Genomic DNA, 21,088 nt, shown 5'->3' on the forward strand with positions numbered 1-21,088 from the left:
GCCGCCTGTATCGCTCACCCGAGATTGGCGCGCTCCCTGAGCATCAGAACTGCGTCCTCCAGCGCGTTGAGGCAGCGCCGCTTCAGCGCAGCATCATAGCGCGCTATCGGCAGAGCGATGTTGACGGCCGCCAGCGGGAAGCCGGAGCGGCCGAGGATCGGGCGTGCCATTCCGACAATGCCCGGTATGAACTCCTCGACCACGAAGGCGACGCCGGTCCGGGCGATCTCGGCCAGTTCCGCCTCCAGCGCCGGCACGGAGTCGATCGTCCTTGGCGTGATCTTTTCGAAGCGGACGCGCGCGAGATAGTCACGGCGCATCTCCTCGGGCAGATGGGCGAGCAGCGCCTTGCCGCCGGAGGTGGCGTAGAGCGGAGCGACATCGCCTTTCCGCATTGTGTAATGCAGCCGGTGCGAGCCGCTTGCGGTCGCCACCACCTCGGAGACGTTGCCCTTCAGCAGGTTTAGCGCGCAGGTCTCGCGGGTCGCGTGGGCTGTGTCGGCGAGGACGTCTTCGGCGATGCCGACGAGGTCGCGCGTCTCGGCGCTGCGCTGGCCGAGCGCGACCACGGCCGGGCCGAGGAAATAGCCTTTGCTGACCGGGTCATATTCGAGATAGCCGCGGCAGACCAACGTCTTGAGCAGCTGCGTCAGGCTGCTTTTCGGGATGCCAAGTTGGGCGGCGATCCGGGCATGGGTCTGGCCGGCGTTCCAGCGACGCAGATACTCGAACAGGTCGAGCACGCGCATCGCGGACTTGACTGATCCCAGCTCGGCCGAGGGCATCGAAGATCCGGTTCTGTTCAGCTGTGGCGGTCGGCCCGTGGAAGTGTTGCGCAATAGTGAAGGCCGGACCGGGCAGGTTCAATATCTCTTAGGGGTTAATCTTGGAGGATGTGCTTTACTTCGTATGGAAACGTATTCCCGTAGAAGAACAGGCGGCCTCGATGTTCGGTCGCGAGCGGGCGATGGGCGATGGCCGGAAGGAGCCTCTGCCGATCCGTGGGCACGGCCGTCGCCGACCGCGCCGTCTTCGTAAGCGGCAGCGCGCCGCTTGGCAGCGACGGCACACGGTGCGCGCCGGCAGCGTAGACGGTCCTCGCCTTTCAGGCCGCCTGGGGCTGCGCGGGGTCGCCGAGATAGCTCGCCTGGAAGGTCGTCATCACCTGGGCGACCATCTCGCGCGCGACATGGAGCTGGTCGTCCTCGAAGGCCATGGCGCGCGGCGAGTTGAGCACGATCTCGTAGCTCGGGAAGTAGTCGACGAAGTCGAAGCGCCGGTAGAGTTCCTCGGCGACCGCACGCAGCACTGATTTCGAGCCGCTATTGGCGACGATCACGTCGGCCTCCTTGAAGGTCGCGCCGAGCGGCACGGGCGAGACGGTGACGATGAAACGCATCTCCGGATTGCAGTGCTCGCGGATCAGCCCGATGATCTCCAGCATGTCCGACAGGGTCGCATCATAGCCGTAGTCGACGAAGCGGAAGCGCTCGGGCATCCGGGCGAGCCAGGTCGGGCCGGGATGGATGTTCATGGCGAGCCCCGTCTGCGAATCCAGCCAGGTCTCGGTCAGGCCGAGCGTGAAGAAGCAGATGCGAGCGTCCTTGATCGTCGCGGTCGCCGTCGTCAGGCGCTGGCGATTGGCGAAGGCCTCTTCGCGGCTGAGCAGTCTGAGACCGCTGGCATGCGGATCGAACCATTGGCCGGGCGACAGCTCGATCAGGCCCTCGTCGGGATAGCTCTCGCCGAGGAGGACGCGCTTCAGCTCATGCGCCATCGAGCGCACCGAGTACTTGTTGAGCGCGCCGCGGGACAGCTCGCCGCGGTTCGCCCCGCCGCCGCGCCCGCTCTCCTCGTTCCAGCTCTCGAAATGCTCGGCGGGTACGCCATGGCCGCGCAGCAGCAACGGCAGCTCGCGCATCATCAGGATGTTCTCGACCTCGCGCGCGAAGCAGGACCCCATGGTGAAGATCGGCCAGGAGGGATCAATCTGGAACTTCGGCCGGTGCTCGACCTTGAGGAAGTCGCCGGTGGTCAGGCGTTCCTTGGCCATCCGCTCAGGCTTGCCCGAGGTCCAGCCGCGCGCCGGGTTGGCGCGCATGATCGAGAGGGCGGTGCCTGCATCGTATTCGATCTTCATCGTTTACGTCTCCTTCTGCTGGAAAGGCCTTGCGCCTTTCGGGGCGGCAACGGCGGGCCCCTGCGCCCAGCCGTCATTGCCGCTGGCTCGCGCTCACATCCGGTGCGGAACGCCGTTCTTCTCGAGGAAGTCCCGCATTCGGTCGTAGGATTGGGCGTAGCTCTTCGAGAGCCCATTCAGCGCCGCCTCCTGGTAGACGGCGCGCCAGCCGCCCTCGGCGAGCGCCGCCTCCGGCACGACGGGGATCTTCAGCGTCTCGGCCAGTTCCTGGCTGCGCGTGTCATAGGCGACGAGCACGCCCGGCACGCCATGCGCGACTGCCGGCAAGACGCCATGGACGCGGTAGCCGACGGCAAGGTCGATCGATTGCGCGAACTGGTCGTAGCGCTCGACGTCGAAGAAGGAGAAGAGCTGCTTCTCGTAGATCCGCCGCATCGCCTGATCGTCGGGCCCGTCCCACCATTTCGTGCGGACGAATTCGGTGACGGCCTTCTGCTTCGCCGCCTCGTCGCGCAGGAAGAAGGCCTTCTCCTCCTGTTCGCCATGGGAGGACATCACCATCTCGCTCTGGCCGTCGACCTTGAGCAGGGCGGCCTTCTGGTTGCGCAGATAGGTCTCGGGGTCGGCGGTGTAGCTATGGTCGGCCTCGCGCCGCAGGCTGAAGGCGACCTTGCGGATCTCGCGCTGGTCGGGGACGCGGATCTGGAGGTCGCGATTGCGGGTGCGGAAGATCGACGGACAGCCGACGACCTCGACGTTCCTGATGCCGTTCTGACGCAGCGTCTCGGCCGAGAAGGCGCCGCGCACGCCAATGGCGGCGGAGCGCTCGGCGACGATTGACCAAAAGCGCTTCGACCCTTCCGAAAGCTCGATCTTGCGGTTCTGGCTGGCCTGCGCCCCGACGCCGATGGCGTAGACCGGCAGCTTCACCTTCTCCAGCACCTCGACGGCGCGGAACCACTCCATCTTCTCGTGGATGAAGTTCGAGCCGCGCACGAAGACATAGTCGAACTCGCTGGCATAGCGCTCGATGTCCGCCTCGGTCGGGCTCATGATCTTCATCGGCTCGAGATGCGCATAGCGCAGGAGCTTCAGCGTCGAGTCGTAGACGATCATGTCGCCGATGTTGAAATAGTCGGCGAGCAGCTTCTCCATCGGCGCGCGATACCAGCGCACCTTGTCGTGCTCGTAGACCTCGCCCGCAGGGTAGATCACCAGCGCCCTGAGCTTGGTCTCGGTGGCGATCGGACGCAGGTTCGAACCCGGGGCGAGCGCGCCCGTCGCCGCGTCTGCTACCGCGACCGAGTGGAGGCGCCCACCGGGCAAGCTCGGCAGGGGAATGCTGAGTTCGGCCTGGCTCGCATCCGGCGGAACCAGCGCGGCCGGATGGATCGTGGCGTAGTCGTTGCCGCCAAGTTTCAGGGTCAGCGCCGGCCAGCCGCCTTCGGGCTTGCGGGCGACGGAAATGACGACTTCGTTGGTCGTGGCGCGCAGGATCTTCAAGGCGTGCTCCGTTGGGTTTCAGGCACGAAGCGCACCTTGACGCGTACCAGGTCGCGCTCCGGGCCGACCTTGCAGTCGGAGACGCGCATCTTGCTCATGAACAGGAAGGCCTCGTCGCCGGTCGTCTCGAAATTGCGCGAGGGCGAGGCCGGGTCGGCGAGCGCGCCATAGGCATAGCGCTGCTTGTCGCTGCAATTCTTGCTCCACATCGTCGGGTGGATCATCAGCGTCTGCAGCGGCGACCAGCGCGTGAGGTCGCTCGACCAGCTATAGGCGACGCGCCCGCCGGCGATACCCTGGCTCGGATCAGGGCCGAGATGGAAGATCGCCAGCCACTGCCCGCTCGCCTCGTGCCTTGTGACCGAGCCCACCGTGGTCGGCAGCGGCTTCAGCGGCTTGCACGGCTTCGCCTGGCTGACATCCTCGCGATAGGGGTCGAGCGCGCGGATGGTGAAGTCGGTGCCGTCATAGGCGCGCCAGGCGGTGGCGTCCTTGATGTCGGTGGTACGGAACAGGCAGACGCCGCTCTTCTGGCCCTCGCCGCCGGTCGTCGCGATCAGCGCGTACCAGGCGCCGTCTTTCTCGACGATGTTGGACGGGTTGAAGAAGCCGCGATGCCGTCCCTGGCCGACATCCTGCTTGAAGGCCGGTGCCGCCACCAGCGGACGGGGCTCGTCCACCTTGAAGCTGCGTCCGCCATCGCTCGACCTTGCGGCGGTCACGACATTGTACCAGCAGCTCATCGCGTCCTTGAAGCGGCAGGCGCCGGCATGCTTGTCGGCGTGGTACTCGGCATGGATCAGCGCCTGCACCCGTCGTCCGTCTCCGGTCCAGGTCGCGGCGATCCAGCTCTTGTCGCTGAAATCGGCAGGATCGGCGCTGTTCCTGGCCTGGAAAGAGATCGCGCAGCTCTTCCTGACCGAGCTCAAATCGCGGCCGATCAGGGGACGGCCGCGATGATGGCTGGCAAAGGCGACGACCTCGCCCTTGTCGTCGCGAAAGGCGCGCAAGGGTGCATCCGGCAAGTCCCATTCCTCGCAGCGCTCGCGTGCCCAGGAGACGACCGTCTCCTCCGCCGCGTCGGGCGCGACCTCGAGCCGATAGGCCGGCGCCTCGGCGAATGCCACGCAGGGCACGGCCAGCAGCATGAGCGCTGCCGGCAGCCCTGCGCGGCGGATGGGGGCCACCCTCATGCCACCTTCCTTTCCGACTCGGGAGCCGGCGGTGCGGAGGGGGCGGCCGCAGTCGGCCTTACCATCTTGTGGTCGACCTTGTTCTCGCTGAGGAAGGAGCTCATCGCGCCATAGGTCCGGGCATAGGCCGCGTTGAAGCGGTCGAAGAGCGCCTGGTCCCAGTATTTTTCCAGCGAGAACGGCTTGTCGCCGAAGACGTCGAAGCTCGGGATCTTGAAGGTCTCGGCGAACTCGACGGTCCGGCTGTCATAGGTGAAGTAGATCGAGGGCGTGCCGTTGGCGAGCGCCATCAGATTGCCGTGCAGCCGGTAGCCGAGAACGAGGTCGAGCCGGCGCACGAGCTGCTCATATTCGGCGACCACGTCCGAATAGAACAACCGGTCGCGGTAGAGCGCGTCCATCCGCTCGTCGAGATACCAGGCGGTCGCCCAGCCATTCTCGCGCAGTGCCGCCATGCCTTCCTGCTTCTGCTCGGGCGTGCCGAGCGCGAGCTTCTTCTCCTCGACCTCGCCCTGGGACATGAGCGTGACCTCGAAGCGTTCCGCCATCGCCTTCACCAGGTCGCGGTGGACATTGAGGTAGCGCTTGATGTCCTTGGCGTAGTGCTTGGAGACCTCGCGGCGCAGCGTGACGCCGACCTGTTTCACGGTGTCGAGCGCCGGCAGGCGGATGGCGAGGTCGGGCCGGTTGTTGCGGAAGGCGGTCGGGCAGCCGATGATCCTGACGTTCCGGATGCCGAGCTCGTTCATCACCTCCGCCGAATAGGTGCCGCGGACGCCGACCGAGGCGGTGGAATCGGCGATCAGCTTGAGGACGGTCTTGCTGTCCTCGCTGAGTTCGAGCTTGCCGCTGACCGGAGCCTGCGCGCCGATGCCCAAGGCGATCACCGGCAGCTTGAGGCGGCGCAGGACCTCGGCGGTCCGGCTCCAGTTCATCTCGGCGTGGACATAGTTGGAACCGCGCAGGAAGACATAGTCGAACTCGGCGTTGAGCCGGTCGATCTGCTGGGGGTCGATGCGCGTGATCGGCAGTTCCTCGAGCTTCTCGAAGTTGAGCAGCTTCAGCGAGGAATCGAAGACGAAGGCGTCGCCGATATTGTGATAGTGATTGATATGGCTTTGCAGGTCGGCGTGCCTGTACCAGCGAACATTGTCGTGGTCGTAGACCTCGCCCGACGGGCTGATCACGAGGATGCGGGCCATGGTTGCGTTCTCCCTTCTTGTCTTCGCGCAGCTCACGCGATCATCGGCGCGGCGGCGCGATTGGCCGGAGCCGGCATGCCCCGCGCAGCGATCAGGCGCTGGTAGAGCGCGAGATGCTGGTTGGCGCAGTCGACATGGCTGAGCGGCTTCTTGATGCCGGAGCGCAGGCGCTCCCAGAGCCCGGGTTCGCTCAGCGCCCGGGTCATGCAGTCGACGAGATCCTCCGGGCTGCCGGAGCGGAAATGCAGCCCGTCCACCTCGTCGGTGATCTTCTCGGCCATGCCGCCGAGATTGCTGGAGAGGATCGGGCGGCCGTGGAAGAAGGCCTCCTGGATCACGATCGGCGAGTTCTCCCACCACACCGAGGGCATCACCACCCAATCGACCGAGCGCATCAGGTTTGGCATTTCGTGGTTCTGGAAGGCGCCGCAGAAGCGTACCCGCCGGCCCGCGGCCTCGACGAGGTCGGCGAACTTCTTCTTGTAGGCCTCTGGCTGCCGGTCGAGATTGCCGCCATAGACCAGCAGCACGCTGTCCTCGCCCCAGACGGAGTCCGGAATGCGGGTCACCGCGTCGAGCAGGATGTCGGCGCCCTTATAGGGCGTGAGCTGCCCGAAATAGGCAAAGCGCGAGCGCCGGCTCTCGGCATCCGGCAATGGCCGCGGCGGCGCGACCTCGGCGACGTCGATGCCGTTCTCGATCACCGAGAAGCGCTCCGCCGCCAGCCCCCATTGCTGGTAGCGCTCGGCCAGGAAGCGGCTCGGCGAGACGAAATGGTCGGCGAGGTTGAGGATGCCCTTGATGAAGGTCTCGCGGGCGAGGAAGCGGGCCGGCGCGATCTCCGGGAAGCAGGCGTTGCAATCGCTCGGCGATGACCGGTAGCAGAGCTTGAAGGCGCCGGTCTTCACCATCTGGCCGTGATGGTGGCAGATCGAGAGATATTCGTGGAAGGTCACCACGATCAGCGTATCCGGCAGCGTGTCGCGCACCGCGAACAGGCATTCCAGCCCGAGCCCGATGAAATGGTGGAAATGTACCACGTCGGGCTTCAGGTCGCGCAGCACCCGGACGAAATCGCGCTCGATCTCCTCGGTCGCCCGGTTCGAGATCAGGAAGTGGTCGTACTCCTCGGCGTAGTAGAGCAATTCGCCGCCGCGCTGGCGCAGGCTCATCAGCGCCGTGCCGGCGTGGCGCGGCGTCGGCGCGCCGACGCGGGCGAGGTAGTGTGTGTCGACCTCGGCACTGGCCTGGAAGCCCTTGTGCAGGTTGTAGGAAGCGATCTCGGCGCCACCGAGCGAGAAGGAGGGGTGGCCGTGCGAGACGACGAGGATACGCATGCTCATCCTCTCATGTTGGAGATGGCCAGCGCCCAGCGCCGGTCGAAGGAAGTGCGGTCGGCGAGGCCGGCGAGGACACCGGCCGGCGGGCGCGCGGCTTCATTGTCCTCGACGACATAGATCTCGACCTCCGGCACCCAGAGCGAGGGCGCGCCGTTCATCCTGAGCTTCAGGCAGAGGTCGAGGCCCTTTTCGCCGGTGGTGAAGTAGTTGCGCGAGAAGCCGCCGGCCTCGATGAAGGCGGCGCGCGACAGCACGCAGCATTCGGTCGCTCCAGCCGCGACCTCCATCGGGCCGAGGCTGCCGATCGCCTCCAAGGGATAGCCGACGAAGCGGTTGTAGACCCGCCGCTCCGGCCCTTCGCCTTCGAGCCAGGCGCCGGCCCAGCGGATCGAATTGTCCTCGAACAACAGGGTCGGACTGGCGACGCAGTGTCCGCCGCGACCGCGATAGGCCCGCTCCAGCCGGCCGAGCCAGCCGGGCATGCGGATCTGCGCTGCGCCCGAGAGCAGGGCCGCCGTCTGGAAGCGGCAGGCGTGCAGCCCGGCCTCCAGCGCATCGCAGCTGTCCTCGACGCCGTCGACCAGCACGAGGCGGACCTGCAATCCGTAGAACCGCGCCAGCCGCCGCGCCTCGGCACCGAGCCGGTCGAAGCTCTCGCCCGGCGCCGCCACCACGATCGGCAGCCTGCGCACTTCGGGATCGATGGCGAGCAGGGCGAACAGGCTGGAAAGCTCGCGCTGCCGGTGGTCGAGCCCGATGACGAGGCCGAGCGCCGCATCGGCATTGAAGCTGCCGACATCATGGCTCTCGATCGCCCGCGGCGGTGCGATCTCGGCCGCCTGCAAGGCCGGGGCGATCTGCTTTTCGACCACGGAGCTTGCGGTCGAGGAGCGCGGGTCGAGCAGGCCGAATACGCGCTCCAGGGCCCGCCGGGCCGGCGCGCGCCCCGGGGAGAGCGGCAGGAAGGCCGGACCCTGGCCCTCGATCTCGAACTCGATATAGAGCGGCTGCCCAGGCTCCGGGATGAGCTTCGGCGCGAATACGATGAAGCCGTGGCTGTTGCGCCGGCTCGCCATGGCCGGGCCAAAGCGCGGATCTTCGAGGAACGCGGCGGCGACATCCGGGCGCGCCACGCGGGTCCAGGTCGCGTCGAGCGTGCAGGACTGGCTGCCGGTGCGCAGCGTCGCGGCCATGACCTTGCTTTCGGGGTCGAACAGCCAGCCGATGATCAGCACGCCGGTGCCCTCGACCACGGTCGCATCGTCGATGCCGGCGCGCACGGGCTGTGCGAGCAGGCAGACCGTGTCGCGCCCGTCGAAGCGCTGCGAGGCGCGCTTCAGCTTCTCGGCGGTGGCGGGCGGCGCGCTGCCGCGTTGCAGGCCGTCGCGCAGATGGCCGGGCACGGTCACAGGCTCGAGCAGGACGTGGCGCTCATAGACTTCGAGGGCGCGCCAGCCGTCATTACCGCGGAAGAACAGCCGCTCGATCTCGCTGGGATGGCGGATCTCGCATTCCTCGATCAGGCCGAAGAACCCCCGTGCGCCCTCGCCGAGATCGTCGCGCTCGAAGGTGCCGGCTTCCAGCATGGCCGAGGAGAGGCCGCCATGGGCGATCAGCAGCTGGGTCCGGCCGGCGGTGAAGTTCGCGGTCCAGCCCTGCACGAAGATGCTGTCGTCCTGCGGTCCCATCACCTCGACGAAACCGCCGGGCTTGGCGACCGATTGCAGGAGCATGCCGACGGCACGCAGCCGGCGCGGATTCGATTTGCCGGCGAGCAGCACTTCGAGCAGCCCGTCGACCACGGTCGGGAAGGACTGGCCGGCCTCGTCTGCGAGTGCCGCGAGGAAGGCCTGGAGGGGCAGGGGCTTCGGCGCCAGGATCAGCCGCAAGGGCCGGCCGGGCCGGCCGAGCAGGATCGCGCCGCCGCCGGCACGGTCATGCGAGGGAGCGGGCGCCAGGCAGAGGAAGCCGACGGCCTGCGAGGCATCGGCCTGCGGCCGGCGCCAGGTCAGCGCCATGGTCTGCGCCTTGTTGCGCGGGTTCCCGTCGACCGCGACCGGCACCTTGCCGGGGATCGCGTCACAGGCGCTCATCACCAGGATCGCGTTCTCGCCGAGTGGCGTCCAGGCGACGGTCGGCGCCGGGCTCAGCCTCGTCTGCTGGGGGATGATGACCTCGTTCACGGCTCAGCCCCCGACCAGCGTCACGGCGAGCGTGGCGAAGGAGAGCAGCGCGGCGAGGCCGGAAAGGAAGCCGAGGATCACCGTGACCTGCCGGAGCGGCGCCCGCGCCTCCTTGCGGATCGCGACCAGCCGGTCGTCGAAGTTCTTGAGCGTCTGGTCGAAGCGCAGCTGGAAGACGTCGATCTCGGCGAGACGGGCGGCGATCGCGCCATTGCCCTCGACCTCCTCGGATTGCCTTGTCTCGGCTTCGCGCTGGCGATGCTGCGCCAGCTGCACGCCGAGTTCGCCGACCTTGTCGAGCAGTTCCTTCTGCGTGAGCTGCGAGCGCCGTTGCAGGACGATCAGCGCCTCGACCCGGTCGAAGAAACGCGCCAGCGGCACGGCGATCGCGGCTTCCGCGGCGAGTTCCGCCGGCGGCGGCAGACGCAGTTCGAGCGCGACGCCGGTGCTCGGCGAGACGCCGATGATGACGAGATCGGCACGCGCCGCGACCACGCTGTCGTCGAGCTCCATGGCAAAGGCGTGCCGGCCATCGCCGATGCCGTTGCGGCGCAGATCGACGCGGCTCTGGTCGGCGACCACCTCCTGTACGGCGACGCCGTCGCGCACCAGGCGCACGATCAGCCGCTCTTCCGGCCTCGCTTCGTCCCAGATCCAGCCATGCAGCCGGTTGCCGTCGAGCGCGTCGACACGGCCATTGAGCCTTGCGGGCGCGATCTCGGTCACGGCCGCGCCTTCGGAATTCTGCGCCATCGTCATGCCGCCTCCGCCAGTTTGAGCCGGTCGAACAGCGCCAGGTGCGTCCGGGCGCAGTCTTCCATGCCGGGTGAGGGTTCGATGTTCTCGACGAGCCGCTGCCAGAGCCCGTTGTCGCCGGCTGCACGCCGCAAGGCGGCGGCGAGGGCGGCAGGGTCGCCCGGCCGCACATGCAGCCCGTCGACGCCGTCGCGGACCATCTCGGCCATGCCGCCAATGCCGCTGGCGATCACCGGCCGGCGATGCTGGAAGGCTTCCTGGATGACGAGGGGCGCGTTCTCGTACCAGATCGAAGGCATCACCACCCAGTCGACCTCGGCCATCAGCTCCCCCATCTCGTCGCGGCGATAGGGGCCGCAATGGGTGACGTTGGCGCCGGCCTCGCCCAGGGCCTTGTCCAGGGCGGTGGTGAAGCTCTCGCTCTGGAACGGCGCCCCGCCATGGATGCGCAATTCGATGCCGGTCTCGCCGGCAGCATGCAGCAGCTTCGCCGCCTGCAGCAGGGGCAGGATGCCCTTCCACGGGTTGAGGTTGCCGAAATAGCCGAAGCGCGTGCGGGCGCCATGGGTGTGGCGATGCGGCACTGCCGCTTGCGCTGGCCGCGCATTGGCGATGACCTCGATCTTCCCCGGCGCGATGCCCCAGTCGATGTAGCGCTGGCGCAGGAAGCGGCTCGGCGCGACGAAGCGGTCGACGGCGGCAAGATGCGTCTTCAGGAAGCGCTCGCGCAGCAGGAAGCGGTCGGCGCCGATCTCGGGGAAGCAGGAATGGCAGGCGGCGGGTGTTGCGCCGGTGCAGCGCTGGCGGTCGCTCGGCCGCAGCATCAGCCCGTCATGATGGCAGATCGGGTAGTAGTCGTGCAGCGTCATCACGATCGACGCCTGCGGCAGCAGGCGCCGCGCCAGCACCAGGAATTCGGCGCCGATCAGGACAAGATGATGGACATGGATCACATCCGGCCGGAATTCGGTCAGCAGCGTGCCGAGATCCTGCAAGGTCCCGTAATGGTCGATCTGGCTGAGATGGAAGCGGTCGAAATGGCCGCTCCACAGCAGGAGATCGCCATTCTCCCCGGTCGCCTGGAAGGCCGTGCCGGGATGCGGCTCGCGATGGATCGCATTGGTCGCGCCGAGGAACATGACCTCGCAACCCTCGTCGCGATAGGCATGCGCCAGATCATGGGCGAAGATCTCGGTCCCGCCGGGGTGCAACGCCGGGTGGTTGTGAGCGACGACCAGGATGCGCCGGCTCATCGCTGACCTCCCGGCTTCACCGCGATCAGCAGGTCCTGGTAATGCGCCGCGCTGACGCCGCGCCAATGGCCCTGGCCGAGCCGCTCGACGCTAAGTCCAGCTTGGGTGGCATGCTCCAAGAGAAAGCCTGAATCGATCCCGGCGGCGGCCAGCGGCGCCTCCTCGATCGCGTACCAGCCTGGCCCTTCGCCCCAGCGCCGGAACTTCAGCCGCTCCTGGCCGGTGCTCTCGCCGTCGAGTGCGAAGGCGGTCAGGAAAAGCCGTCCGCCCGGCGCGAGCAGGCGCGCGGCCTCGTTGAGATAGACCACGAGCTCGTCCGGCGGCAGGTGCGTTGCCACCGAGGTCATGATGATGAAATCGAAGCTCTGGTTCGGGAAGCCGAAGCGCACCTCGATGCCGGGCAGCGAGCCCTGCGGGTTATAGAGTGGGTGGGCGATGTCGAGCCGCTGGAAGCGGAAGCGCGGATACGCCGGCGTGATCGTCTGGGCGCACCAGAGGATGCCGTCCATGACCGGGTCGACGCCGTCATAGCTGCCGCGCTCCTGGTCGAGATACTGCGTCAGCGGCACCGCCATGCGGCCGATGCCGCAGCCGATGTCGAAGACCCGCTCATGCGGCAGCAGCCGGCCGAGCCTGACGAAATGGCCGAGGAATTCGGCGCCGATGGCGCGGTAGTCGCCATCGCCGACGAAGATCGAATCCGGCGGCGGATGCGGCAGGAAGCGGTTGCTCGGGATCTGGCGCATCAGGAAGTCGAGCTCGCGCTGCGCGAGTTCGCTCGACGGCGCCGGCTCAGGCGCGTTCTGTCTCAGGGCCAATGTCGCCGTCATGCCGCTGTCGCTCTCCGGAGGTTGGCGCGGGAAAAGAACTGGGGCTCGCGCGGCAGGCCTTGCTCAGATGGTGCCTGTTCCGGCAGCACGGCGGCCGAGCCGTCGAAGGCCGCCATCAGCGCCTCGATCTGGCGGTCCCAGCGCCGGGTCTGGAGCCAGGCATTGTGCTGCGAGGCGACGCCGCGGGTGTAATCGGCGCTCTTCGAGATCGACTGCCGTTCGAGATGGTAGAGCGCGACGCTGGGCACATAGACGACGCCGAGCCCCGCCCGGCCGATCTTCAGGCAAAGGTCGCTGTCCTCGTAGTCGCCGATGACATAGCCGTCGTCGAAGCCGCCGATCTCCATGAACAGGGCCCGCGGCAGCACCACGCAGGCACCGGTGACGCCGGGCACCGGTCGCTCGGCATTGGCCGGACCGTAATGGCTCGGCATGCCCTTGAAGTAATGATGGTTGAGCCAGGTGCCTTTGCTGTCGCGCTTGAAGAAGAGCCCGGCATGCTGCAGCGAGCCATCGTCATAGAGCAGCTTCGGGCCGACCGCGCCGATACGGTTGCCGCGGTCGAGCCTGCGCACCAGTGCTGGCAACCAACCATCCCCGGTCGGGATCACGTCCGAATTGACCAACGCCAGCGCCTCGCCGCGAGAGGCTGCGGCGCCGGCATTGCAGGCGGCGGAGAAGCCGCCATTGCGACCCATCACCACGAGCTGCATCGGCAGGCCGTAGGCGAGGAAGAGCCCGCCGAGGAGATGCGCGACCTCGGCCTCGTGCTCGGGGGAATCGAGCACATAGATCAGCTCGGCCTCGCCGGCGAAGATGGGGTCTGCGGCGAAGGCGGCGACCTGGACGCGCAGGAACTCGTAGACGCGGTAGAGCGGGATCACCACCGAGACGGAAGGGTTGGCGGGTGCCTTGCCGAAGCGCTTCAGCCGCGGCTCCGGCCGGGCCTCGCGCAATTGCTGCTGGCAGGCGGCGAGCACGGGTGCCAGCGTCCGCTCTATGACTTCGGCCGTGAGGTGCTGCGGCGGCATGGCGGTGAGCGCCCGCGCTCTGATGGCTGCGGCATCGGCCGGCTGCAGCGCCGGACGCAGGAACAGGGAGGTGCCGGATTTCAGGCGCAGCTCGGCGCGCGGCTGCAGTACGGGCGCGCCCCCGGCATAGCCCGGCACCAGCGCGGCGAAGCCGGTCGCCGGCTTCCGCTCGCCCGCCGTGGCGCCGGGCAGCAGCGCCGGAAAGCGTTCGAGCCGGCCAAGGATCGGCGTCGGATCGCCTTCGCTGCGATGAAGCAGCATCTCGTCGAGCAGGTCCTCGGGATCGCGATACCAGCCGCCGAGCAGCAGCCCGGCCGGGGTCGAGACGGCAAGGTCGAGCTCTGCCGAGGGCAGGTCGTCATTGCGCCTGATGTTCTGCACCGCCAGCGGCAGGCGGCGCTGCATTTCGATGGCCAGAAGCCGGCCCTGCTCGGACAGTTCGGAGAGCTGTTCGACCAGCCAGCTGCGCAGGCCGTCCCGTGCGCTCGCCTTGCCGTTCCACCAGCGCCCGAGAGACGGGATCGCGGGGCGCGCCGGGACGCTGCGGACGACGAGGCCGGAATCGCCCTGCAGGATCAGGAGGCCACCGGCCTGCGCCGGAAACTCATCGACGATCAGGTGCAGGGCGCGCGCGCCGGTGCGATCGGCTGCCCCGAGCCTTGGTCGGCAGGCGAGGCGGGCGAGGCCGGCGCCATCGAGCCGGTAGGCGGCGCGGATGCCGGAGAGGCGGCCGGGCGCCGAGGATTCGATCAGGATCTTGCCGTCCCCGAGCTTGGCGACCGGGTTGGCGGGGGTGGGCTTGCGGGCCAGCAGAAGCAGGAACTGGCGCAGGAAGGTGAGATAGCTTGCGGTCTCGCTGAGGCCGAACAGGCTCGGCCAATGGCCGATCAGCGCATTGGCGAGCATGCGCCGGGCTGCGGGCGTGGTGTCGCGCGCGACCTCGCCGGCTTCGGCCATCGCATGGACCAGGCCGGGATCGAAGCGGGCCGTGATGTCACCGCCCGGGCCATGATCCGCCAGCGTCGCGACCAGTTCTCCGGGGCCGCCATGGCGGAAGGCGACGACGAGACGGACCCGTCCGTCATCGAGGCCGAGCGTCAGCGATGCCGCGGCCAGCCTCTTGCCGTTGGCCGACAGGGCGATGGCCGGGCGCATGATGACAGGCGCGTCGATGGTCCAGCTGAGCAGGAAGACCGAGCCGCTCAGCCGCGAGAGATGCAGCTGCGGGCTCAGGCCGTCCGCGACGGGCGCGGGCGCGAGGGTGAGCATCATTCGAGATCCGGCAGGGGGAAGGGGCGGCACCGGCCGAAAGGCCGGTGCCGCGGTTCGTCAGGCGACCGTGAAATAGGAGTTCGGGTCGGCCTGGATGTCGTCGGCGGTGACGCCGACCAGGGTCAGCGTGTCGCCATCGCCGAGATCGATGACGGTGTTGCCGCCGACCGTGGTGGCGCGGGCCGCCACGTCCTCGGCTGAGCCGATATCGGTGCCGTTGATGCCCGAAGCGATCTGCAGCACGTCCTGCCCGGCCTCGAAGTCGAGCACGACATCGTTGCCGCCGCCGCCCGTGAAGACGAAGACGTCGCTGCCGGCGCCGCCGGCAAGAACGTCGTCGCCGGCACCGCCGAAGAGCAGGTCGTCGCCGGCTCCACCTTGCAGGACGTCATTGCCGTCGCCGCCCTGGAGGACGTCGCTGCCATCACCGCCCTGGAGCAGGTCGTCGCCATTGCCGCCCTGCAGGATGTCGTCACCCGGACCGCCCTGCAGGATGTCGTTGCCTTCGCCGCCGCGCAGCACGTCGTCGCCGGCATTACCGCGCAGGATGTCGTTGCCGTCGCCGCCCGAGAGCACGTCGTTGCCCTCGCCGCCGAACAGCGCATCATTGCCGACGCCGCCGTCGAGGACGTCGTCGCCCAGTCCGCCGAACAGGGCGTCATCGCCCTCGCCGCCGGACAGGAAGTCGTTGCCGCCGTCGCCGTAGAGCAGATCGTCGCCTTCTTCGCCGAACAGGGAATCGACCTGGTCGCCGCCCTTGACGATGTCGTCGCCGGCGCCCGCCATGATCACGTCACTGAACCGGCTACCAATCAAAAAGTCGTCGAATGCGCTTCCTTCGATCGTGGCCATTCGTCACCTCCTAGGCAGTTTGGGGCACCACCAGCATCGCGGATCAGCGTCGCAAAGGATGCTGGATAAAAGGTGCGTTTCCGATGAAGTCGAAAGACGTATCATCGCTCGACGGTCGGAGATTATTCAATATGTGCGACGCAGCAAGGAATTTATTGTGACCATTTTGCGATGCAAAAACGATTTTATGCTTATATGTATTGTCTGTTCGTGGATTTATATTCGATGTTGTTTCGAATTTTGATGCATTTATACGATTGTTTCGTTCCGGGTTTCGATTCAAATCCGGGCCGGCAGGCGCAAGCGTTTGATCGGTGTCGTGAAATCAATCCTCCCGGAAGGCGCGGTTGAAGCTGTCCTTGAAGGGCGACAGCAGATAGTCGGCGGCGAAGCGCCGGCCGTTGACGATCAGCACCTCGGCCGCCATGCCGGCATGGAGCGTGATCTTGTTCTCTGTCAGGCTCTCGGGGGTGATCTCGGCGCGGACGATGAAGTAGGGCACGCCGGTCTTGTCGTCGACGAGCTGGTCCGGCGCGACATAGCTGACCTTCGCCAGCAGCGGCGGCAGCAGCCGGGCATTGAAGGCGGTCAGCCGGATCCGCGTCTCGGCCCCGACCCGCACCGAATCGATGTCGCGCGGGTCGACCCGGGCCTCGACGATCAGCGGCTCCTGCTCGGGCACGATGTCGAGGATCGCCTCGCCGGCCGCGATCGCGCTGCCGGCGGTTCGCATCCGGATGTTGGCGACGATGCCCTCCTGCGGCGAGGTCACGACGAGCCGGCGCAGCACGTCCTCGGCCTGGACGATGCGCTCGACCACTTCGGAGAGCTGGAGCTGGCTGTCCTGCAGGTCTTTGGCGATCTCGCTCTGGCGTTCGAGGCTGATCGAGAGGATTTCGAGATTGGCGCCGGCGACCTGCTGCTCCGCCTTGGCCTTGCGGGCCGCGATCTCACCGCCGCGGCCGCTGAGCTCGCTCTGCTTGGTCTGCAGCTCGACGAGCTGCGAGCGCTTGGCATAGCGCTTCTCATAGAGGTCGGTCATCACCTTGACCTCCTCGTCGATCAGCGAGCGCTGGTAGCGGACCGCCTCGATCTGGGCCTGCAGCGCCTCGGCCTCGGCCTGGTGCTGCTCGATGACGCGCTGCTGGATGCCGACCTTGCCGGCATGGACCTTGGCCCGGGCCCGGAACAGGGTACGCTCGGCCGTCACCACCTCGCGGGCGATCGGCGTATGCGCTTCGCCGATATCCTTGGGAAAGGTGATCTCCTGCAGGTCGCCCTGTTCGGCCCGCAGACGCGCGAGACGGGCTTCGAGACCGACGCGCTTGCCGTGCAGCTGCTGCAGCTCGGCGCGAGCACGGGCGTCTTCCAGCCGCAGCAGGGGCTCATCCTGCCCGACGCGCTCGCCCTCCGCCTTCAGCAGGGTCTTCAGGATGCCGCCTTCGAGATGGCTGACGGTCTTGCGCTTGCTGTCGACGACGACGGTGCCGGCGGCGACGGCGGCATTGTCGAGCCGGGCCGTGATCGCCCAGGCGCTGAAGCCGCCGAAGCCGATCGCTACCGCCGCGACGCCGGCGAGGACGAGATTGCGCAGCGAAGGTGTTCGCTCGGCCGGCTCGGCTTCGGTAGCGAGCGGCACGAGGGCGGTTCCAGGCTTGCGGAGCATCGGCAGCTTGCTCATGCGCTGGCCTCGCGAATGGGGGTGGGCTGCTTCGCAGGCTCGAGCTCGACTACGCCGCCGGGGGTGATCATGCCGGCGATGGCCGAGCGCGGACCGAACTGGGCGACGCGGCCCTCGCGCAGCACCAGGATCTTGTCGACCGTCTGCATCACCGAAGGACGGTGGGCGATCAGCACGACGATGGCGCCGCTGTCGCGGGCCGCATTGATGGCGCGGATCAGGCTCTGCTCGCCCTCGGCGTCGAGATTAGCATTGGGCTCGTCGAGCACGATCAGCCGGGGCGAGCCGTAGAGCGCCCGCGCCAGGCCGATGCGCTGGCGTTGGCCGCCGGAGAGCTTGAAGTCGCCATCGGCGACATTGGTGTCGTAGCCGAGCGGCAGGCGGCCGATCAGTTCGTGCACCCCGGCGATCCGGGCCGCTTCGAGGATGGCGTGCGGGTCCGGCTTGCGCATCCGGGCGATGTTTTCGCCGATGGTGCCGTTGAGCAGCGAGACCGATTGCGGGAGATAGCCGACCATGGCACCGAAGGAGCCGCGCTCCCAGAGATAGGCGTTGTGGCCGTCGAGATAGACGCCGCCGGCATTCGGCTTGAGCACGCCGACGAGCAGCCGGGCGAGCGTCGATTTGCCGGCTCCCGACGGGCCGACGACGCCGAGCACCTCGCCGGGCTCGAGGCTGAACGAGACGCCCTTGATGATCGTCTGCTCGGAGCCCTGCGGCGCGTAGATCACCCGGTCGACGACGAGATCGCCCTGCGTCGCCGGGGTCGGCACGCTCTGGCGCTGCGAGGCGCGCGACTGCAGGAGCTCGCGCACCCGCTTCCAGGCCTGCGCGGCGGTGACCCATTGCCGCCAATCGGTGATCATCGAATCGAACGGCGCGAGCAGGCGCCCGAGCAGGATGCTCGCCGCCATCAGCGTGCCGATCGAGACCTCGTTGCGGATGATCAGCACGGCGCCGGTGGCGTAGATGGCGAGCTGCATCGTCATCCGGCTCGAGCGGGTCAGTGCCGCGATGAACTTGCCGCGGGCCATGCCGAGGTCGAGATGCTCCAGCATCGCGATCTGTCCGGTGCGCCAGCGCGCCGCCAGGGCCGGCAGCATGCCCATGGCCTCGATCGTCTCGGCATGGCGCAGGCTGGCGCCGACCTCGTTGATCGAGGTGACGCCCTCCTCATTGGCCTCTTTCAGGACGCGCCGCGTCAGCACGTCGGCGAGCACGCCGAGGATCAGCAGGATCAGCAGCGAGACGACGCCGACCAGCCCGTAGACCGGATGGAAGGCGAAGAGCACGGCAAGGAAGATCGGCGACCAGGCCGCTTCGAGCGGCGTTGCGATCGCCGAGCTCGCGATGAAGGTGCGAATGTCGTTGAGATCGCGGATCGCCTGCGTCGCCTGGCCCGAGCCGCTCTCCAGCGCGGCTGAAACCGCCGCCTGAAGTGCCGGCAAATTGAGCCGACGTGCAAAAATGCTCGCCATCGTCTGGAAGGTCAGCGAGCGGATGAACTCGATCGCGCCATAGAGCACGAGCGCGCCGACGGCGATCACCAGCAGCATGGTCAGCGTGTCGAAGCTGCGGCTGACGATGACGCGGTCCTGCACCTGCAGCATGAACAGCGGCACGGTCAGCAGCAGCAGGTTCACGCACAGGCTGAGGAAGCCGGCATAGGCCAGGCCGCCGGCGAATGAACGCTGCAGGTCCCGGATCAGGGCATCGGCTTTCGCTGTCGGAATCTTCATGCGTCTCTCCGGCGCGGGAGCGGCGGCTGCGCGCCTGTGAACGAAGCAGTAGGTGTTTGGATGATGATCAGGGTGCCACGAAAGACGTGTCCATAGTATGACAGAATACGTCTTTGGAAATGCTAGAAAATATCTCAGAGTATGGCGAAAAAGTGTGCTATTTCAAATTTTGAAACAGTTTATGACTACAGAGCAACTGTTAAAATCTTAATCCGCTGCTATTTGAGGTGGCATGTGCTTTGCGTCTAGGCTATTCGACGTGCGGAGTGGTTCGCAGGGGTAGGCTGCCCATCTCGAGATAAGGCGGAGTAGGGAATGCATTTCAAACCGCATGTCGGCGATAGATTCCTAGGCCAGGCCTTCAATGGAGAGCATGGAGACGGGGTGGAGCGGAGCGAGCCTGATTCGGCGCCGGGGCGCGCGCTGGTGTCGCAACTCGAGCTCGCCCGGATGATCGAGCGGGCCAGCCGGCGCTTCCTCGATTATCTGCGGCTCGAACTGGGAAGGCTCGGCGTCGACGACATCTCGCCTTCGCAGGTGATGGTGCTGTTCACCATCGGTAGCGGCGAGGTCGCCGTGCGCGACCTGCTCGACCGCGGCCACTATGTCGGCTCGAACGCGTCCTACAACCTCAAGCAGCTGGTCGAGAGCGGCTATCTCGATCGCGGCGCCTCGCCGCGCGATCGGCGGCTCGCCCGGATCTCGCTCTCGCCGAAAGGGCAGCTGCTGGTCGAGCGGCTGCGCATGCTCGACGAGAACAGCCAGTTCGGCCAGGGGCTCGACACCGATCTCGTCGCCGATCTCCAGACCACCCACGATACGCTGCGCCGGCTCGAACAGAGCTGGGGTGACGCGCTGCGCTATGGAGGGATCCTGCTCGCCTCATGCACGTCCTATTCGTTCATCGTTCAGGATCTGGTCAATTCGCTCACCTGATCGCGCGTCTCGCCGCCGAAGGCGCCGAGGTCACGCTGGTTACGGAGAGGCCCGAGCCTGCGCAGCCGGGTGTCCGTCAGATCGCCTATGCCGTCGGGCAGTCCACGACGGCGCATCCCGCCCTGGCGGCGACCGAGTATCATGTGCGCACCGGCGAGGCGGTGGCGGCCGAGCTTTCGCGCCTGCCTCGCCATGACCGGCCGGATGTCATCGTCGGCCATACCGGCTGGGGCGGCCTGCTCTTCGCCAAGGACGCCCTGCCGCGCGTGCCGCTGCTCGGCTACTGCGAGTACTTTTACAACGCGACCGGTTCCGATCTCGATTTCGGATCTGCTGTCGAGGTCACTGAGGCCGAGCGCCGGCGCATCAGGATGCGCAACGCTTCCCAGCTTCTGACGCTGGAGGCGCTCGATTTCGCCTATGCGCCGACGCGCTGGCAGCGCCAGCAATATCCGGCCTCGATCCGCGAGCGCATCGCGCTTTGCCATGACGGCATCGACGTCGCGGCTTGCCGGCCCGATCCGGAGGCGGCCTTCACCTTGCCCGACGGCCGGGTGCTCCGGGCAGGCGATCCCGTCGTCACCTTCGCCGCCCGTGATCTCGATCCCTATCGCGGCTATCCGCAGTTCATGCGTGCGGCGGCCCGCATCGCGCGCCAGCGGCCTGACGCCATCTTCGTCGCTGTAGGGGGCGACGGGCCGGGCTATGGCCGCCCGCGCCCCGATGGCCGGCTCTGGCGCGAGGCCATGCTGGCCGAGACCGGCCTGGCGGAGCGCGTCGTCCATATCCCCTGGCTCGCCCATCCCGAGCTGGTCCGGCTTTTCCAGGTCTCGGCGGCCCATGTCTATCTGAGCGTCCCTTTCGTCCTGTCCTGGTCGCTGCTCGAAGCGATGGCCTGCGGGTGCCTGATCGTCGGCTCGGCGACGCCACCGGTTCGCGAGGTGGTCAGGGACGGCGTCAACGGCCTGCTCGCGCCCTTCTTCGACGAGGCGGCACTGGCAGACCGCGTCCTCGCCGGGCTCTCCGGCGCAACTGGCCTGACGGCGCTGCGGCAGGAGGCGCGGCGCACGGTGGTCAGGGGGTATGAGCGCGAGGCCTGCGTCGACCGGCAGCTCGGCTTCGTCATGCAGCTCGCCGCGGAAGCGGAGTTCGCGGCAGCCTGACGGCGGAGCGCCGT

16 protein-coding genes are annotated in these 21,088 nt (G+C 67.4%); 2 read left to right on the forward strand and 14 right to left on the reverse strand.

Annotated elements, in window-relative coordinates; translation table 11 throughout:
• Nucleotides 1-14: 14 nt before the first annotated feature.
• The 14 genes from DK26_RS25050 to DK26_RS25115 all read right to left on the reverse strand — a co-directional run bounded on the left by DK26_RS25050 (nucleotide 15) and on the right by DK26_RS25115 (nucleotide 18,975).
• Nucleotides 15-785 (reverse strand): IclR family transcriptional regulator, encoded by a 771-nt coding sequence (locus DK26_RS25050; protein WP_066478671.1) that lies wholly within the window; start codon nucleotides 783-785, stop codon nucleotides 15-17.
• A gap of 320 nt (nucleotides 786-1,105) precedes the next feature.
• A complete protein-coding gene (locus DK26_RS25055) occupies nucleotides 1,106-2,140 on the reverse strand; it encodes a GSCFA domain-containing protein (RefSeq protein ID WP_066478674.1) in 1,035 nt (344 codons plus the stop codon).
• A 93-nt stretch (nucleotides 2,141-2,233) separates the two neighbouring features.
• A complete protein-coding gene (locus tag DK26_RS25060; RefSeq protein WP_066478680.1) occupies nucleotides 2,234-3,643 on the reverse strand; it encodes a polysaccharide pyruvyl transferase family protein in 1,410 nt (469 codons plus the stop codon).
• Entirely contained in the window at nucleotides 3,640-4,836 is a 1,197-nt protein-coding gene (locus DK26_RS25065; RefSeq protein ID WP_066478683.1) for a hypothetical protein, read from the reverse strand. The genes DK26_RS25060 and DK26_RS25065 overlap by 4 nt, the downstream gene beginning before the upstream one ends.
• Nucleotides 4,833-6,038 carry a polysaccharide pyruvyl transferase family protein gene (locus DK26_RS25070; RefSeq protein WP_066478686.1) on the reverse strand — a complete coding sequence of 402 codons (1,206 nt, stop codon included), beginning with the start codon at nucleotides 6,036-6,038 and terminating at the stop codon, nucleotides 4,833-4,835. Before DK26_RS25070 ends, DK26_RS25065 begins: the two co-directional genes overlap by 4 nt.
• A 32-nt stretch (nucleotides 6,039-6,070) precedes the next feature.
• Nucleotides 6,071-7,381, reverse strand: a complete 1,311-nt coding sequence (locus tag DK26_RS25075) for a glycosyltransferase family 4 protein (protein WP_066478688.1) — start codon at nucleotides 7,379-7,381, stop codon at nucleotides 6,071-6,073.
• Entirely contained in the window at nucleotides 7,378-9,561 is a 2,184-nt protein-coding gene (locus DK26_RS25080; protein ID WP_066478690.1) for a hypothetical protein, read from the reverse strand. The genes DK26_RS25075 and DK26_RS25080 overlap by 4 nt, the downstream gene beginning before the upstream one ends.
• A 3-nt stretch (nucleotides 9,562-9,564) precedes the next feature.
• Nucleotides 9,565-10,320 carry a hypothetical protein gene (locus DK26_RS25085; protein ID WP_157089842.1) on the reverse strand — a complete coding sequence of 252 codons (756 nt, stop codon included), beginning with the start codon at nucleotides 10,318-10,320 and terminating at the stop codon, nucleotides 9,565-9,567.
• Nucleotides 10,317-11,570 (reverse strand): glycosyltransferase family 4 protein, encoded by a 1,254-nt coding sequence (locus tag DK26_RS25090; RefSeq protein ID WP_066478694.1) that lies wholly within the window; start codon nucleotides 11,568-11,570, stop codon nucleotides 10,317-10,319. Before DK26_RS25090 ends, DK26_RS25085 begins: the two co-directional genes overlap by 4 nt.
• Nucleotides 11,567-12,400 carry a class I SAM-dependent methyltransferase gene (locus DK26_RS25095; RefSeq protein WP_066478696.1) on the reverse strand — a complete coding sequence of 278 codons (834 nt, stop codon included), beginning with the start codon at nucleotides 12,398-12,400 and terminating at the stop codon, nucleotides 11,567-11,569. Before DK26_RS25095 ends, DK26_RS25090 begins: the two co-directional genes overlap by 4 nt.
• Nucleotides 12,397-14,703 (reverse strand): glycosyltransferase, encoded by a 2,307-nt coding sequence (locus tag DK26_RS25100; RefSeq protein ID WP_066478704.1) that lies wholly within the window; start codon nucleotides 14,701-14,703, stop codon nucleotides 12,397-12,399. Before DK26_RS25100 ends, DK26_RS25095 begins: the two co-directional genes overlap by 4 nt.
• Nucleotides 14,704-14,760: 57 nt before the next feature.
• Nucleotides 14,761-15,555 carry a calcium-binding protein gene (locus DK26_RS25105; RefSeq protein WP_066478707.1) on the reverse strand — a complete coding sequence of 265 codons (795 nt, stop codon included), beginning with the start codon at nucleotides 15,553-15,555 and terminating at the stop codon, nucleotides 14,761-14,763.
• 325 nt (nucleotides 15,556-15,880) lie between these two features.
• Nucleotides 15,881-17,236 (reverse strand): HlyD family type I secretion periplasmic adaptor subunit, encoded by a 1,356-nt coding sequence (locus tag DK26_RS25110; protein WP_157089843.1) that lies wholly within the window; start codon nucleotides 17,234-17,236, stop codon nucleotides 15,881-15,883.
• A complete protein-coding gene (locus DK26_RS25115) occupies nucleotides 17,233-18,975 on the reverse strand; it encodes a type I secretion system permease/ATPase (RefSeq protein WP_066478709.1) in 1,743 nt (580 codons plus the stop codon). Before DK26_RS25115 ends, DK26_RS25110 begins: the two co-directional genes overlap by 4 nt.
• Nucleotides 18,976-19,401: 426 nt before the next feature.
• Between DK26_RS25115 and DK26_RS25120 the strand changes: the two genes are divergently transcribed.
• Together DK26_RS25120 and DK26_RS25125 are read left to right on the forward strand one after the other, a co-directional pair.
• Nucleotides 19,402-19,911, forward strand: coding sequence for a MarR family transcriptional regulator (locus DK26_RS25120; protein ID WP_248310100.1), 510 nt, complete (start codon nucleotides 19,402-19,404; stop codon nucleotides 19,909-19,911).
• The gene (locus tag DK26_RS25125) at nucleotides 19,860-21,074 is read left to right on the forward strand and encodes a glycosyltransferase (protein WP_066478712.1); all 1,215 of its coding nucleotides are present in this window, start codon (nucleotides 19,860-19,862) and stop codon (nucleotides 21,072-21,074) included. The genes DK26_RS25120 and DK26_RS25125 overlap by 52 nt, the downstream gene beginning before the upstream one ends.
• Nucleotides 21,075-21,088 lie beyond the last annotated feature (14 nt).

The sequence above is a fragment of the Allobosea sp. WAO genome, from assembly GCF_001509835.1.
GTDB lineage: Bacteria > Pseudomonadota > Alphaproteobacteria > Rhizobiales > Beijerinckiaceae > Allobosea.

Bases quoted from the DNA above. Each gene is read 5' to 3' on its own strand.
- DK26_RS25050 (WP_066478671.1), bottom strand. From the start codon at position 785: ATGCCCTCGGCCGAGCTGGGATCAGTCAAGTCCGCGATGCGCGTGCTC.
- DK26_RS25055 (WP_066478674.1), bottom strand. From the start codon at position 2,140: ATGAAGATCGAATACGATGCAGGCACCGCCCTCTCGATCATGCGCGCC.
- DK26_RS25065 (WP_066478683.1), bottom strand. From the start codon at position 4,836: ATGAGGGTGGCCCCCATCCGCCGCGCAGGGCTGCCGGCAGCGCTCATG.
- DK26_RS25070 (WP_066478686.1), bottom strand. From the start codon at position 6,038: ATGGCCCGCATCCTCGTGATCAGCCCGTCGGGCGAGGTCTACGACCAC.
- DK26_RS25075 (WP_066478688.1), bottom strand. From the start codon at position 7,381: ATGAGCATGCGTATCCTCGTCGTCTCGCACGGCCACCCCTCCTTCTCG.
- DK26_RS25085 (WP_157089842.1), bottom strand. From the start codon at position 10,320: ATGACGATGGCGCAGAATTCCGAAGGCGCGGCCGTGACCGAGATCGCG.
- DK26_RS25090 (WP_066478694.1), bottom strand. From the start codon at position 11,570: ATGAGCCGGCGCATCCTGGTCGTCGCTCACAACCACCCGGCGTTGCAC.
- DK26_RS25095 (WP_066478696.1), bottom strand. From the start codon at position 12,400: ATGACGGCGACATTGGCCCTGAGACAGAACGCGCCTGAGCCGGCGCCG.
- DK26_RS25100 (WP_066478704.1), bottom strand. From the start codon at position 14,703: ATGATGCTCACCCTCGCGCCCGCGCCCGTCGCGGACGGCCTGAGCCCG.
- DK26_RS25105 (WP_066478707.1), bottom strand. From the start codon at position 15,555: ATGGCCACGATCGAAGGAAGCGCATTCGACGACTTTTTGATTGGTAGC.
- DK26_RS25110 (WP_157089843.1), bottom strand. From the start codon at position 17,236: ATGAGCAAGCTGCCGATGCTCCGCAAGCCTGGAACCGCCCTCGTGCCG.
- DK26_RS25115 (WP_066478709.1), bottom strand. From the start codon at position 18,975: ATGAAGATTCCGACAGCGAAAGCCGATGCCCTGATCCGGGACCTGCAG.
- DK26_RS25125 (WP_066478712.1), top strand. From the start codon at position 19,860: ATGCACGTCCTATTCGTTCATCGTTCAGGATCTGGTCAATTCGCTCAC.